Source organism: Streptomyces sp. NBC_00335 (assembly GCF_036127095.1).
Taxonomy (GTDB): Bacteria; Actinomycetota; Actinomycetes; order Streptomycetales; family Streptomycetaceae; genus Streptomyces.
Genome location: NZ_CP108006.1, coordinates 1,754,380 through 1,768,047 on the forward strand (window position 1 = coordinate 1,754,380; position 13,668 = coordinate 1,768,047).

Consider the following 13,668-nt stretch of genomic DNA (forward strand, 5'->3'; position numbering starts at 1 on the left):
CTCGGCAGTGTCAACAACGCTCGTGATCAATACAACTAGGCCGTCCCTTTCGGATCTCGCCGGGCCTCAGCTGCGGGCCAGTGCGTCGGTGATGAAGCGTGCGGCGCGGTCCAGGGCCGCTGCGGCCTCGTCCAGGAGGCCTTCGAAGGTCTGGAAGACGTGGGGGACGTCGGCGGTGACGTCGAGCTGGACGTCGACCCCGGCCGCGGCCGCCAGGGCGGCGAACCGGGTGGAGTCGTCGAGCAGGACCTCGTTGGAACCGGCCTGGAGCAGCAGCGGGGGCAGTCCGGTCGGATCGGCGTGGAGGGCCGGGCTCAGCAGTGGCTGGTGGGGGTCCTGTCCGGCCAGGTAGTGGGCGAAGGCGGTGGCCAGTTCGGCGCGGGTGAAGAGCGGGTCGGCGTCGTGCTTGGTGGTCATGCTGTCGCCCGAGAGGGTGGTGTCCAGGACCGGGGAGAGGGCGACCGCGGCGGCCGGCATCGGCACTCCGGCCTCGCGGGCGGCGAGCAGGGTGGTGACGCTCAGGCCGCCACCGGCCGATTCCCCGGCCAGGACGATCCGCTCGGCCGGAACTCCCTGGTCCAGCAGGTCGCGGTAGGCGGCGAGGCCGTCCTCGACGGCAGCGGGGAAGGGGTGTTCGGGGGCCAGCCGGTAGTCGACCGAGACGGCGCGGACTCCGGTGCGGCGCACCAGTGCGGCGGTGAGTTGCAGGGCCGTGGCGGGTGAGCCGAAGACCCAGCCCCCGCCGTGGAAGTAGACGATCGTCCCGTCGGCGGGGGTGCCCTCGGGCTCGATGGTCAGGGCAGGACGCCCGCCGAGGACGGAGGGGGTGACGCGCACACCGGCCGGGGCCGGGCCCGAGGTCATCTGGTTCTCGAAGTCCTTGCGCAGCTGCTCCGGCGGGAGACTGCCGTCGAAGGGGGCCTGACGCATCAGGGCGTCGATCGTCGCGCGCTGTGCCTTGCTCATGCGATCCTCCAGACGAAGTTCCGTTCTTCACCAGGAACTATATTCCTAGGAATAACATTCCCTAGAATCTGGAGCAGATCGTGACCGACCTCGCGCAGGTGTTCATGGACCTCGTCCGCTACGAGACCAGGCTCTACAACGCGCTGGGCGAACAACTGCGCACCGAACACGGCCTGACGATGGGCCAGTACGAGTTCCTGCGCATCATCGACAGCCGGGACGGCTGCCGGGTCAACGACCTGGCCGAGCAGGCCGCCATCACCGTCGGGGCGACCAGCAAGGGGGTGGACCGCCTGGAAGCCGCCGGCTGGGTGGTCCGGCGGCCCAATCCCGCCAACCGCCGCTCGTCGCTGCTGGAGCTGACCGCCGAGGGCCGCGAGCTGCTGGCCGCCGCCACACCCTCGTTCGAGGACGGGCTGCGTTCCTGGCTCGCCGGGCCACTGACGGCAGGCTCGCTGGAGCAGCTGGCGTCCACCGTCGCCCTGCTGCGCAGGACGCTGGAGGATGCCGCGGCGGGAACGCCCGCCGGCTAGAACCGACGGCCGCGACCCGGGGGAACGCTCAGTCCCGCGTGAGCTCCACCAGCTTGGCGACCGTGTTCCAGTTGCGGGTGGTCACGTCCAGGCCCTTGACCACCGCCGGCTTGGCGAGGGCCTCGCCCAGCTTGGAGCGGCCGAGGCCGTTGGGGGCGTAGAGGTAGATGACGCGGTCGCCCACCCGGTACTCCTCCGGGAGGTACGCGGGGGCGTCGATCGAGGCGAAGCGGGACTCTGCGGGCTGTTCGGAGCAGAAGGTGGCGTGGAGCTGCTTGCCTTCGAGGTCGGCGGCCGGGAAGGGGCAGGCCTCGGCGACGGCGCGCAGGTGGGCGCCGTCGACCACCAGGCAGGGAACGCGGAAGCCGAAGTGGGCTTCGATGGCCGCCTCCAGGTCGCGGGCGAGGGCCTCCGGGGCCTTCCCGCTCGCGCTGGTGAAGACGGCGTTGCCGCTCTGGAGGTACGTCTGCACGTCCTCGTGGCCGAGGCCGCCCAGGACCTGGCGCAGCTCGGCCATGGGGACCTTCTTGTTCCCGCCGACGTTGATGCCACGGAGTAGCGCCGCGTACTTGGCCTTGGTCGCCTTGGTCGTCTTGGTCATTCCTGCACGATAGGGCGCACCCCTGACAGTGGCGGTCATACGGGCAGTTCGGCCTCGATCAGGTCGGCCGCCTGGCGCGTGCCGCCCTCCGTCGCCATCTCGCGGCGGATCCGGTCCGCGCGGGCGGCCACCTCCGGGTCGGCGACCAGGGCGAGGACGGCCTCCCGCAGGGTCGCGGCGTCGGCCTCGGCCATCGGGACGTGCCGGGCGACGCCGAGGGCGGCCAGCATGTCGGCGTTGCCGAACTGGTCGACGGCCTGCGGGACCGCGACCATCGGGGTGCCGGTGGCCAGGCCCTCCTGGCAGCCGCCCGTGCCCGCGTGGGTGATGAAGGCGTCGGCCTGGGTCAGGATGTCCAACTGGGGAACCCAGCGGTGGACTTCGACGTTGGCGGGGATCGCGCCCAGCTCGGCCTCGTCGGTGAACTTGCCGATCTGGAGCACCACGTGCCAGTCGGCCAGGTCCCCGAAGGCCTCCACGCAGGCCCGGTAGAAGGCCGGCTGCTTGGTGAAGGTGGACCCGAAGGAGACGAGGAGGACCTTCTTCCCCTCGGCGCCCGCGGGGCGCGTCCAGGTGCCCTGGGTGGCGCTGCGGTCGCCCTGGCAGGCGCCGACGAAGGTGTGCACGGCTTCGTCGACCCGGTCGGCGTGGGGCTGGAGGGCGCGCGGCATGAGCACGACGCTGCGCCGGGGGCGGCCGACGAAGCGGTCGCTGTCCTCGTCGATGCCGTTCTCGTCGAGCCAGGCGCGGAAGCGGGCGTAGTAGGCCTTCCCGCGCTCGGACGCCCGCAGTTCGGCGGTCATCGGCTCGCCGACCTCTTCCTCGTAGCCGGTCCAGGCGACCAGGGTCGGGGAGAGGGAGACCGCGGGGACGCCCCAGCGGTGGGCGAGGACCCTCGCGGGATAGGCGGTGATGTCGTGGAGGACGAGGTCCGGCTCGTCGCCCGCGAAGGCGGCCGCGAGCTGCGGGAGGGCCTGGACGGCGTCGGCGAGGAAGGGCTCGATGTTGTCGATGAGCTCGGTCCCCCACGCGTCGGGGTCCTCGTCGGTGGGCAGCGTGGAGTCCCAGATCACCGGGGTGGCGCCGGTCTCGGCGATCTTGTCCGCGTAGGCGGCGGGGATGGCGTAGCTGACGCGGTGGCCGCGGGCGACCAGTTCACGGATCACTTCGATGCTCGGGTTCACGTGGCCGGCGGCGGCGATGGAGAACATGGCGATGTGGGCGGGCTTCGCAGTCGTGGTCATGGGGGAACCATAACGAGACGAGACGTCTCGTGCAACCTATTCGGGAATCCGGGGCGGAGGGAAGGATCGGCGGTCGGCCCGGGACGGGCGGGCCGGATGCGAAACTTGTCCGGTCATGAGCACCCGGGTACGCCCGGTGGCCCCCGGAGTACCGGGGTTACGGACGGACTGCGGAGACGGCATGGACGAGGCACGCGCCCGGGAAGCCCTGACGGCGGCGGGCCTGGCACGGGCGGGGGCCGGGGCAGGGGCGTCCGCGCCCCGGCTGCTGGCCCTCGGCGAGAACGCCGTCTTCGCACTCGACGACGGCCTCGTCGCCAAGGTCGGCCGGGAGGCGGCCCTGCTGCCCCGCGCCGAGCTGGAACTCGCGGTGGCGGCCTGGCTCGCGGACCGCGGGGTCCCCGCGGTCCGCGCGGCCGAGCCGAAGCCCCGGCTGGTCGACGGGCACCCGGTGACGTTGTGGCACCGGCTCCCCGACGCGGTCCGCCCGGCCGGCCCGGGGGACCTCGCGGTGCTGCTGCGGCAGATCCACGCCCTGCCCGCGCCCCCCTTCGTACTGCCCCCGCGCGATCTGCTGGGCGGGGTCGAGCGCTGGCTGCGGCTGGCGGGCGGGGCGATCGATCCGGCGGACGCGGCGTACCTGCGGGCCCGCCGCGACGGCTACGCCGCCCAGGTCGCCGCCCTCACCCCGCACCTCGCGCCGGGCCCGATCCACGGCGACGCACTGCCCCGCAACGTCCACGTGGGCCCGGACGGGCCGGTGCTCGTCGACCTGGAGACGGTCTCGGCCGACCTGCGCGAGCACGACCTGGTGGTGATGGCCCTCTCCCGCGACCGGTACGGACTGCCCGGCGCGGCGTACGAGGAGTTCACGGCGGCGTACGGCTGGGACGTGCGCGACTGGGAGGGCTGCGCGGTCCTGCGCGGCGCCCGCGAGACGGCCAGCTGCGCCTGGGTCTCCCAACACGCCCCGGCCAACCCGAAAGCCCTGGCGGAGTTCCGCCGCCGGGTGGCCTCCCTGCGCGAGGGCGACCCGGAAATCCGCTGGCACGCGTTCTAGGGGTGCCGTATCAATTCCCGCATATGAAGCTTCCCCTCTCCATCCACCGGGCCCGCCTCGGCCCGGAGGAGTTCAAGGTGATCCGCCCGGCCCGGCCGCCGGCGCGCGCGGCGCTGTCGGACGGCTACTGGTACCTGGACGTCCAGGTCGACCAGCGGGCCGCCCAGCTCGTCGCCGGGCTGTGGTCCCTCGCCGCCACGTCACCCCGCTCGCTGGTCCACGTACCGCTGCGGCGCGCCGACCCCGACACCGGGGAACCGGGCCTCGACCTGGTTCTCCTGCACCACTCGCTCCAGTTCGCGCCCTCGCGCTGGAAGGAGCTGCGGGCCCGGCTGGGCCCGGGCCGGCCGCAGACCGCGGACCTTCCCGGACCGCCTTCGGCCGACCGCGGCGCCGACCGCCGGCCGGATCGGCACCACCGGGAGAACCGGGACCGGTTCCACCAGCGCGTCCACGCCGGGACGTTGTTCATGACGGGCAGCGCCCAGCTGTTCGCCGACACCTCATGGCTCTTCGCCGACGTGGCCCACCGGGGGCCGGGCCACGTCCGGGCCCACCCCGGCCACGCGCACTACTGCGCCCGGATGGGCCAGGGCGACGGCCTCATCGCCGACCACGGCGGCAGCGGGCTCCACGTCGTCTACCGCGATCAATGGCCGGAGCGCTGACCCGCCGCCCCTCGTGAGGGTCAGGCCGCCGCGCCGGAGCCCGTACGGGCCTGCCATTCGCGGCCGATGCCGCGGATCAGCGCCGGGTACACGCCCAGGTACCGGAAGGGCTTGATGCCCGCCATGTACACGGCGCCGAGGAGGCCGTTCGGCTTGACCAGGACGGCCATCTGGCCGCGGTAGCCGCCGGTTCCGTCCGGGACCCAGCTGATGTGCATCACTCCGTGCACGGTCCGGTTCGCCGTCTCCGCCGCCCACTCGTCGTGCGTCTGGTAAACGGAGGTGAACGGAACCGAGCCGAGGTCGGGCCCCCGGGGACCCTCGCGGAGGTCCGCCGGCAGCCGATCGCGCAGCGTCGTCGCCCGGCCCTCCAGGCCGTCGGCGGGCTTGTCCCAGCCGAACAGGGCCCCGAGCTTCCAGCGGATCGCGAAGAGCGCGCGACCCACGCGGGAGGGGACGGGGTCCCCCGAGCCGCTCGCGAACTGCTCCACGAGCCGTGCGAGGTCGTCCGGTCCGCCCGGTGTCGGCAGCTCCCACACGTCTTCGAGGTGGAAGTCGCCGGCGATCTCGTGGATCCGCCACGGACGCTCGGTGTGTGCGGTTCTGGGGAGTCTCATGGGCAAGCCCCGATCTATACGATGCCGTATAGACAGCAGACTAGCACCGATCTATACGGCACCGTATAGATCGGGACCGGCACACCACTCCGAGGGGAGACGCATCGTGGGCGCGACCCGTACGCCGCGCGGCAACTGGATCGAGGAAGGGCTGCGCGCACTCGCCGCCGGAGGCCCGGAAGCCGTCCGGATCGAGCCGCTCGCGCAGGCCCTCGGCGTCAGCAAGGGCGGCTTCTACGGGTACTTCGGCAACCGGGACACGCTGCTCACCGAGATGCTCGACACCTGGGAGCGCGAGGCCGCCGAGGCCGTGATCGAACAGGTCGAGGGTGCGGGCGGAGACCCGAGGGCCAGGCTGAAGCGGCTGTTCGCGATCGCCTCGGCCGCCGACAGTCCGGCGCGGGGCGTCGCCACCGACCTGGCGATCCGCGACTGGGCGCGGCGCGACGAGTCCGTCGCGGAGCGGCTCCGGCGTGTCGACAACCGCCGCATGGACTACCTGCGCTCGCTGTTCGGCGCCTTCTGTCCCGACGAGAAGGACGTCGAGGTCCGCTGCATGATCGTCTACTCGATGCGGATCGGCAGCTACCTCATCGCCGCCGACCACGGCCCCCTGAGCCGCTCCGAGGTCATGGAGCACACCCGGGACTGGCTGCTCCGCTAGCGAGAGCGCGAGAGAACGAGAGAGCGAGGGCGCGGTTGCCCGGGCCCCGGGCCGCCGTCAGACCCGGTACGGCACGACGGGCCAGGCCCGCTCGACTATCGCCTCGGGGTCCGAGGTCCGCCGCAGGTAGCTCTGCAGCGAGGCCGCCTGCTCGGCCGCCGCACGGATCTGGAGCTCGTGCAGGTCCGCCAGGGCGACCGTCCCTATCGCCGCGTGCACGGCCCCCATCCGCCGCGCGGCGCGGGCCGCCGCCAGTGCGTCGGCTCCCGCGTCGTGCGCCGCTTCCAGGGTCACGCCGTAGTGCTCGCAGAGGGCCTGGAGGGTCCGCCGCCCCTTGCGGTACCGGTCCGCGTGCTTGTCCAGCACCAGCGGGTCGATGACGGGCGGCACGGAGTTCACCGGCCAGCGCTCGCCGAGCGGGCGGATCCCGTGGCGGCGGCACTCGCGGTCCAGCAGGGTCAGGTCGTACCGCGCGTTCATCACCACCAGCGGGGTTCCCGAGCTCAGCGCCTCCACGAGCGTCCGGGTGATCTCCTCGATCGCCGCGGCCGCCACCATCCCCCGTGAGCGGGCGTGGTCCGTGGAGATGCCGTGGATGGCCGAAGCCTCCTCCGGGATGGGCACGCCCGGGTCGACCAGCCAGGACCGCTCCCGCGCCACCTGACCGTCCGGCCCGACCGCCACGACGGCCGCCGTCACGATCCGGTCGGACTCGATGTCGGTCCCCGTGGTCTCCAGGTCGAAGGCCACCATCGGCCCGCCGTGCCAGTCCCCCATCCAGTCCCCCGCCCAGTCCCCCATCGCGTGCCCCCCGTACCCGTCCCTCTACGTCAACGGCTTTCAGCCTGACACGGGCCACTGACAGCCCCGGAGCCGGGGCGGCCGGCGACCGCTCACGACACCGGGCGGGAGTCCTGCCAGATCGACTCGAACTCCTCCCGGTACGTCGGGAACAGCCCGGGCTCGGCGTCCCTCGCCGCGCGCCCGCCGCCCCGCAGGACCAGGACCGGTGCCTCCATGCCCCGCGCCCGGCGCAGGTACGACTGGACCACCGCGATGCCCGAGGACTCGCCCTCCACCAGGTACGCGGTGAAGCGCGGGGTCTCGTCGAAGACGTGGATCTCGAAGCCCGAGGCGTCGCGCAGGCCGGCCCGGACCCGTCGCACGTGCAGGATGTTCATCTCCACCGAGCGGCTCAGCTCGCCCTTGCGCAGGCCCAGCTCCCGCTCGCGCCGCTTGACCGCGCTGCTCGCCGGGTTCAGGAACAGCAGCCGTACCCGGCAGCCGGCCTCGGCGAGGCGTACGAGTCTTCGGCCCGAGAAGTTCTGGACCAGCAGGTTGAGCCCTATGCCGATGGCGTCGAGCCGCCGCGCACCGCCGAAGAGGTCCTCCGCCGGGAGCTGGCGCTGCAGCCGCACCCGGTCCGGGTGGACGGAGATGACGTCCGCGTACCGGTCGCCGACGAGGTCCTCGACGGCGTCGATGGGCAGCCGGTCCGCGGCCGGCGAGCCCGCGCCGCCGCCCAGTACCTCCAGCAGCCGCGCCGACGCCCGTTCGGCCTGTTCCAGGACCGCCCGCGACAGGGCCCGGTTGCGGGAGACGACGTTGCGGGTGACCTCCAGCTCGTCCAGCGCCTGCTCGATCTCGCGCCGGTCGTCGAAGTACGGCTCGAAGCAGGGCCAGTGCTGGACCATCAGTTCGCGCAGCTGCGGCAGGGTGAGGAAGCTCAGCACGTTGTCGTCGGCGGAGTCCAGCAGGTAGCCCTTGCGGCGGCTGACCTCGCGCACGGCGACCGCGCGCTGCACCCACTCCTGGCCGGCGGGGCCCGCGGCCGCCACCACCCAGTCGTCGCCGCCGTGCACGGGCTCGTAGACCGGCCGGAGCACCGCCCCGACCACGGACCGCAGCCGCTGCTCGATGAGGTTCAGCCAGATGTAGGCGCGGCCGGCGCGCTGGGCCCGGGTCCGGACCTCGCTCCAGGCGTCCGCGCCCCAGTCCAGCTCGGCACCGGCTCCCGCCTGCGCCTTCCCGGTCCCACCGGCCTCCGGCGGGGCCAGCGACACGGCCCCGGCGGGAATCCCGCCGGCCGCACCGCCCGCGTCCGCCGGGCCGCCCTCGTGACCGCTGTCACCAGGGGGCAGCTCCAGACCTCCCGAGCTCACCCGTGCACCGCCTCCTGCGTCTGGACGCCCGTCTCCAGTGATCACGGAAGGGTACTCCGCGCGTGCGGCACCCTGCAGCCCGATGCGCGGCCCTGCGGCCGGGCGCGAACCCACGGTCCGTGCCCGGGCCGTCCGTTGGCCCATTATCCGCTCTGGTGACGGTCCGATCTTCCCAAGGTCCGTCGAACCTCTTATCAGCTCTCCGGGTCACCCGGTAGGACCCTCCCAAGTCCCCGCGTGGAAGCCCTCTTTCGGGGAAGATCTGGCATTGACTCCTCCCCTCCCTGAAGGGAGGGGATTCCTGGCTCACTTCGCCTGCGGCCCGGCGGGCACGCAGGTCTTACAAGATCAACACCAGCCGGGTACGAGACCAGCCCGGACGAGCATCACTCGGGCGGAGTTCTTGTCCCTCGGGGACACAGCTCCGCACACGGTGCACGTATACGTTCTCTCGGAGAGGGGGAGGCGGTGCTTGGCTCTCGCTCCGCAGTGTGCGCAGTCCATGGTGGTGTGCGCGGGGTGGACAAGGTGCACGGTCCGTTCGTGCTTGCGGGCCATCTCGATCAGGGCCGTCTTGGTTGCGCCGATCGCGGCGTCGGCCGCTTTGCGGGACATGTTCCGGGACTTGGCGAGGAACTTCGGCTTGAAGTCCTCGACTGCGATGTGGCCGAAGTCGCGGACGAGGCGCTTGGCCCACTTGCGGCCGGTGTCCTGCCGCTGGCGGGCGATCTTCTTCGATACCTTCGCCACGGCCCGGCGAGCCTTGCGGTAGCCAGCGGTGTCGGACCGGTTCTTCGGGGTCCGGCGCCGGGCCATCATCCTCTGGTAGTGCGCCAGCTTCGCGGCGGCCGTCTTTCCATGCTCTGCGTGTGGCAGGTCGTGGGCGTCGGACGTGGTGGTCGCGGTCTCCTTCACGCCCCAGTCGATACCGATGACGGCGCCGGTCTCCGGCAGGTCCTCGGTCACCGTGGGGACGACGAAACTCGCGTACCAATGACCGAGGCTGTCCCGGTACACGCGGACGCTGGACGGCGGCTTGGGCAGTTCCCGCGACCACACCACCGTTACGGCGATCCCGCCGGCCAGGTGCAGGCGGCCATCCTTGAGCCGGAATCCGCGCTGCGTGTAGTTCAACGACGGCGCAGCTTCCCGCTTCCTCTTGATCCCGGGCATCCCCGCCCGCTGCCGCATCGGCAACCGGGCCTTGATGTCCTTGAGCGCCTTCGCCCGGGACTTGGCGAAGTCCCGGATGATCTGCTGCTGAGGAACGCTGCTTCCCTCACGCAGCCAGGACATCGAACCGCGCGCCTCAGTCAGCGTCTTGTCGAGCTGTCCCGGCCCGCACGTCGTCTTTCCTTCGGCCGTCTTGTTCAGGTTGTGGACCTTGCGGGACATCGCCACGCACTCGTTCCACACCCAACGACACCGCGCCCACTCCCCCTCCAGGGCAGCAAGCGCGGTCGACGACACGCGAAGCCGGTAGGTGAACCGGGCGTACCCGGTCACCTCGTCGGCTGCCGCTCCGGTCGTCATGCCCGGAACGTAACACCCGCCACTGACAACGCCAGAAAAAGCAGGTCACAGCAGATGCGCAGAGAGTTCCGCCGCTATGCGGCTCCGCCCCAGGGCCCGTTCCTCCCCGGGCTGAGGCCCGGAGAATCCTGGATGAAGCCAGCTGACGTGGTCCACGCCGGATCAGCCCGACACAACAGAGGGGAAGAGTCGTTTTCTATGCAGGTCTGGCCGGGACAGGCGTATCCGCTCGGTGCCACGTATGACGGCGCCGGCACCAATTTCGCGGTCTATTCGGAGGCCGCCCGACGCATCGAGCTGTGCCTGCTGCACGACGACGGTTCGGAGACCGCGATCGAACTGCGCGAGACCGACGCGTTCGTCCGGCACGCCTACCTGCCGGGCATCATGCCCGGCCAGCGGTACGGATTCCGGGTGCACGGCCCCTACGAGCCCGAGCGCGGCCGGCGCTGCAACGCGGCGAAGCTGCTCCTGGACCCGTACGCGCGGGCCATCGCGGGGAGCGTCGACTGGGGCGAGGAGGTGTACGGCTACCACTTCGGCCGGCCCGACTCCCGCAACGATCTGGACTCCGCGCCCAAGAGCATGAGTTCGGTCGTGGTCAACCCGTACTTCGACTGGGCCAACGACCGGCCGCCGCGCCACGAGTACCACCACACCGTGCTCTACGAGGCCCACGTGAAGGGTCTGACCATGCGTCACCCGGACCTCCCCGAGGAGCTGCGCGGCACGTACGGGGCCCTCGCGCACCCGGCGGTCATCGGGCACCTGACCAAACTGGGGGTGACGGCGCTGGAGCTGATGCCGGTCCACCAGTTCGTCAACGACCACCGCCTGGTCGACGACGGGCTCAGCAACTACTGGGGCTACAACACCATCGGTTTCTTCGCCCCGCACAACGGCTACGCCTCGGGCGACCGCGGCCAGCAGGTGCTGGAGTTCAAGTCGGCCGTCCGGGCCCTGCACGAGGCCGGCATCGAGGTGATCCTCGACGTGGTCTACAACCACACGGCCGAGGGCAACCACCTGGGGCCGACGCTGTCCTTCCGGGGCCTCGACAACGCCTCGTACTACCGGCTCGCGGACGATCCCCGGCACTACATGGACACCACGGGCACCGGGAACTCGCTGCTGATGCGCTCCCCGCACGTGCTCCAGCTGATCATGGACTCGCTGCGCTACTGGGTCACCGAGATGCACGTGGACGGCTTCCGCTTCGACCTGGCGGCCACGCTGGCCCGCCAGTTCCACGAGGTGGACCGGCTGTCCTCGTTCTTCGACCTGGTCCAGCAGGATCCGGTGGTCAGCCAGGTCAAGCTGATCGCGGAGCCGTGGGACCTGGGCGAGGGCGGCTACCAGGTGGGCAACTTCCCCCCGCTGTGGACCGAGTGGAACGGCAAGTACCGGGACACCGTACGGGACTTGTGGCGCGGGCAGCCGCGCACGCTCGCGGAGTTCGCGGGCCGCCTGACGGGCTCCTCCGACCTCTACCAGGACGACGGCCGGCGGCCGCTGGCCTCGATCAACTTCACCACCTGCCACGACGGTTTCACCCTGAACGACCTGGTCTCGTACAACGAGAAGCACAACGAGGCCAACCGCGAGGGCAATCGGGACGGCGAGACCCACAACCGCTCGTGGAACTGCGGGACCGAGGGGCCGACGGAGGATCCCGGGATCGGGGAGCTGCGCGAGCGCCAGATGCGCAACTTCATCGCCACGCTGATGCTTTCGCAGGGCGTGCCGATGATCAGTCACGGCGACGAGTTCGCCCGCACCCAGGGCGGCAACAACAACGCCTACTGCCAGGACAACGACCTGTCGTGGGTGACCTGGCCGGAGCCCGGCAAACCGGCCCCCGCGCTGCTGGAGTTCACCCGGCGGATGGTGTGGCTGCGGCGGGAGCACCCGGTGTTCCGGCGGCGCCGGTTCTTCCACGGCCGGCCTGTGGAGGGGACGCACGACGAGCTCTCGGACATCGCCTGGTTCACCCCGCACGGCGAGGAGATGCGGGCCCGCGACTGGCAGGCGCAGCACGCGCGGGCGCTGGCGGTGTTCCTGAACGGGGAGGCCATCTCGGAGCCCGGCACCCGCGGGGAGCGGATCACCGACGACTCGTTCCTGCTGATGTTCAACGCGGGCGCCGAGGCTCAGGACTTCACGGTCCCGGCGGGGCACGGAGCGCAGTGGCGGCTGATCGTGGACACGGCGCGGCCCGAGGTGCTGGCACCCGGTACCGGGCCGCAGTACGCGGCCGGGGACCGGGTGACGCTGACAGGACGGTGTCTGGTGGTGCTTCAGCGCCCGGCGTAGGCGGCGCCTTCCAGGACGGCGTCCGGGCGGGCGCCCCCGCCGGATGCCACCGGAGCGTGCGTACGGGCCGCCGGCACCTTGGTGACCAGGGCCAGGACCAGGCACAGGGCGGCCGCGCCCACGGCCACCGCGAAGGCGGCCCAGGGCCCGTACCACTCGGCGAGCCGCCCGGAGACGGCGAGCGAGGCGGCCTGGCCGGCGACGAGCGAGCTGGCGGCGAAGGCCATCGACTCGGCGAGCCTGCGGGGCTCCACCGCCCGCTCGGTGAGCGCGAAGGCGGTGATCAGGTGCGGGGCGTAGGCGGCTCCGAGCACGGTGACGACTACGTACAGCGGCCACAGGGTGTCCGTGAAGAGCAGCGGTACGGAGAGCACGAGCGCGGCGGCCGTGGCCACCCGCCAGCGCAGCCGCAGACCGAAGCGGGCGGGCAGCGCGCCGAGCGAGAGCCCGACGGCGGCGCTGACGACGCCCATGGCCGCGTACACGATGCCGGCCTGGCCGGGGACGCCCAACTGTGCGGTAAGGGCGGCGATTCCGGCCTGGCAGGCGCCGAACATGGCGCCCTGGAGGGCGAGGGAGCCCCGTACCGCCAGGACCACGCGCGGCGGGCGGACCCGGGCGCGCTCCTTGTCCCGGCGGACTCCGGCGGGGACACCGGCCGTGACGGCGGCGGTCGGGTGCAGCGCGTAGAGGGTGCCGAAGACGGCGACGAGGGCGGCCGCGCCGCCCAGCGCGATGGCCGGGTGCAGGGCGAGGGTGGCCAGGCCCACGAGGGCGGGCCCGAAGACGAAGGAGACCTCGTCCAGGGTGCCTTCGAGGGAGTGGATGGCGCCCACGACGCTCTCGTCGGACTTGGCGCGGTGCGCCAGGGCCACGGAGCGGGTACGGGCGAGCGGTCCGATCAGCGGGACGGAGGCCCCGGTGACGAAGCCGATCGCGGCGAGCGGGACGGTGGCCAGGTCGGCGAGCGCCCCGGCCACCAGGGCGGCGGTCGCCACCGCGTTGACCGCGGCGGCCGCGAGGACGACGGAACGCTGCCCGTGCCGGTCGGCGAGCCGGCCCAGGACGGGTCCGAAGACCACCTGTCCGGCGGAGAGGGTGCCGCCGACTATGCCCGCGGTGGCGAGGGAGCCGCTGGTCTGGGCGACCAGGAGGACGCTGCCGAACTGCGACATCGCGACGGGCAGTCGGGCGAGGAAGGAAACGAGCGGGAGTAGGGGCCCGGTCAGGGCAATGACTTTTCGATAGGTGTTGACGGTTCCAAACACTTGAGCAACGTTAACCCGGTGCAGTCACCCGGATGCATT

General features: G+C 72.0%; 11 protein-coding genes and 2 pseudogenes. 5 read left to right on the forward strand and 8 right to left on the reverse strand.

Annotation, left to right across the window (positions count from 1 at the left end; translation table 11 throughout):
- Nucleotides 1–66: 66 nt before the first annotated feature.
- On the reverse strand, nucleotides 67–966 hold the full coding sequence (locus tag OHA37_RS07855) for an alpha/beta hydrolase (protein WP_266903617.1): 900 nt from the start codon (nucleotides 964–966) through the stop codon (nucleotides 67–69).
- Nucleotides 967–1,046: 80 nt separating this feature from the next.
- On the opposite strand from OHA37_RS07855, the gene OHA37_RS07860 reads away from it, so the two are divergent.
- Nucleotides 1,047–1,499, forward strand: coding sequence for a MarR family winged helix-turn-helix transcriptional regulator (locus OHA37_RS07860; RefSeq protein ID WP_266903618.1), 453 nt, complete (start codon nucleotides 1,047–1,049; stop codon nucleotides 1,497–1,499).
- A gap of 28 nt (nucleotides 1,500–1,527) precedes the next feature.
- Here OHA37_RS07860 and OHA37_RS07865 read toward each other — a convergent pair whose 3' ends face one another.
- Both OHA37_RS07865 and mgt read right to left on the reverse strand, forming a co-directional pair.
- Entirely contained in the window at nucleotides 1,528–2,100 is a 573-nt protein-coding gene (locus OHA37_RS07865; RefSeq protein WP_266903619.1) for a DUF1697 domain-containing protein, read from the reverse strand.
- Between the two features lie 35 nt (nucleotides 2,101–2,135).
- A pseudogene (gene mgt, locus OHA37_RS07870) lies at nucleotides 2,136–3,379 on the reverse strand (macrolide-inactivating glycosyltransferase).
- A gap of 146 nt (nucleotides 3,380–3,525) precedes the next feature.
- On the opposite strand from mgt, the gene OHA37_RS07875 reads away from it, so the two are divergent.
- Together OHA37_RS07875 and OHA37_RS07880 are read left to right on the forward strand one after the other, a co-directional pair.
- Nucleotides 3,526–4,404, forward strand: a complete 879-nt coding sequence (locus OHA37_RS07875; RefSeq protein ID WP_266903621.1) for a phosphotransferase enzyme family protein — start codon at nucleotides 3,526–3,528, stop codon at nucleotides 4,402–4,404.
- A gap of 23 nt (nucleotides 4,405–4,427) precedes the next feature.
- Nucleotides 4,428–5,072 carry a hypothetical protein gene (locus OHA37_RS07880; RefSeq protein ID WP_266903622.1) on the forward strand — a complete coding sequence of 215 codons (645 nt, stop codon included), beginning with the start codon at nucleotides 4,428–4,430 and terminating at the stop codon, nucleotides 5,070–5,072.
- Between the two features lie 20 nt (nucleotides 5,073–5,092).
- On the opposite strand, the gene OHA37_RS07885 is transcribed toward OHA37_RS07880, so the two are convergent.
- Nucleotides 5,093–5,689 carry a DUF2867 domain-containing protein gene (locus OHA37_RS07885; RefSeq protein WP_266903623.1) on the reverse strand — a complete coding sequence of 199 codons (597 nt, stop codon included), beginning with the start codon at nucleotides 5,687–5,689 and terminating at the stop codon, nucleotides 5,093–5,095.
- A 106-nt stretch (nucleotides 5,690–5,795) separates the two neighbouring features.
- Here OHA37_RS07885 and OHA37_RS07890 point away from each other — a divergent pair, with 106 nt between their 5' ends.
- Nucleotides 5,796–6,353 carry a TetR/AcrR family transcriptional regulator gene (locus OHA37_RS07890; protein ID WP_266903624.1) on the forward strand — a complete coding sequence of 186 codons (558 nt, stop codon included), beginning with the start codon at nucleotides 5,796–5,798 and terminating at the stop codon, nucleotides 6,351–6,353.
- Between the two features lie 57 nt (nucleotides 6,354–6,410).
- Here the strand turns inward: OHA37_RS07890 and OHA37_RS07895 are convergent, their stop codons facing one another.
- The 3 genes and pseudogenes from OHA37_RS07895 to OHA37_RS07905 all read right to left on the reverse strand — a co-directional run.
- Complete coding sequence (locus OHA37_RS07895) at nucleotides 6,411–7,154, reverse strand: exonuclease domain-containing protein (RefSeq protein WP_266903625.1); 744 nt, start codon at nucleotides 7,152–7,154, stop codon at nucleotides 6,411–6,413.
- A gap of 92 nt (nucleotides 7,155–7,246) precedes the next feature.
- Complete coding sequence (locus OHA37_RS07900) at nucleotides 7,247–8,515, reverse strand: SAV2148 family HEPN domain-containing protein (protein ID WP_266903626.1); 1,269 nt, start codon at nucleotides 8,513–8,515, stop codon at nucleotides 7,247–7,249.
- Between the two features lie 317 nt (nucleotides 8,516–8,832).
- A pseudogene (locus OHA37_RS07905) lies at nucleotides 8,833–10,048 on the reverse strand (RNA-guided endonuclease InsQ/TnpB family protein); the annotation flags it as partial.
- Nucleotides 10,049–10,246: 198 nt separating this feature from the next.
- Between OHA37_RS07905 and glgX the strand changes: the two are divergent.
- Nucleotides 10,247–12,361: a glycogen debranching protein GlgX gene (gene glgX, locus OHA37_RS07910; protein WP_266903627.1), complete on the forward strand. Its 2,115-nt coding sequence runs from the start codon at nucleotides 10,247–10,249 to the stop codon at nucleotides 12,359–12,361.
- Here the strand turns inward: glgX and OHA37_RS07915 are convergent.
- Complete coding sequence (locus OHA37_RS07915; protein WP_266903628.1) at nucleotides 12,346–13,629, reverse strand: MFS transporter; 1,284 nt, start codon at nucleotides 13,627–13,629, stop codon at nucleotides 12,346–12,348. The two genes, glgX and OHA37_RS07915, sit on opposite strands and share 16 nt — an antisense overlap.
- Nucleotides 13,630–13,668: the final 39 nt, after the last annotated feature.

What these genes read in the sequence shown, in the direction of transcription:
- OHA37_RS07880 (WP_266903622.1), top strand. Translation starts at nt 4,428, where the DNA reads ATGAAGCTTCCCCTCTCCATCCACCGGGCCCGCCTCGGCCCGGAGGAG.
- OHA37_RS07865 (WP_266903619.1), bottom strand. Translation starts at nt 2,100, where the DNA reads ATGACCAAGACGACCAAGGCGACCAAGGCCAAGTACGCGGCGCTACTC.
- glgX (WP_266903627.1), top strand. Translation starts at nt 10,247, where the DNA reads ATGCAGGTCTGGCCGGGACAGGCGTATCCGCTCGGTGCCACGTATGAC.
- OHA37_RS07855 (WP_266903617.1), bottom strand. Translation starts at nt 966, where the DNA reads ATGAGCAAGGCACAGCGCGCGACGATCGACGCCCTGATGCGTCAGGCC.
- OHA37_RS07875 (WP_266903621.1), top strand. Translation starts at nt 3,526, where the DNA reads ATGGACGAGGCACGCGCCCGGGAAGCCCTGACGGCGGCGGGCCTGGCA.
- OHA37_RS07895 (WP_266903625.1), bottom strand. Translation starts at nt 7,154, where the DNA reads ATGGGGGACTGGGCGGGGGACTGGATGGGGGACTGGCACGGCGGGCCG.
- OHA37_RS07885 (WP_266903623.1), bottom strand. Translation starts at nt 5,689, where the DNA reads ATGAGACTCCCCAGAACCGCACACACCGAGCGTCCGTGGCGGATCCAC.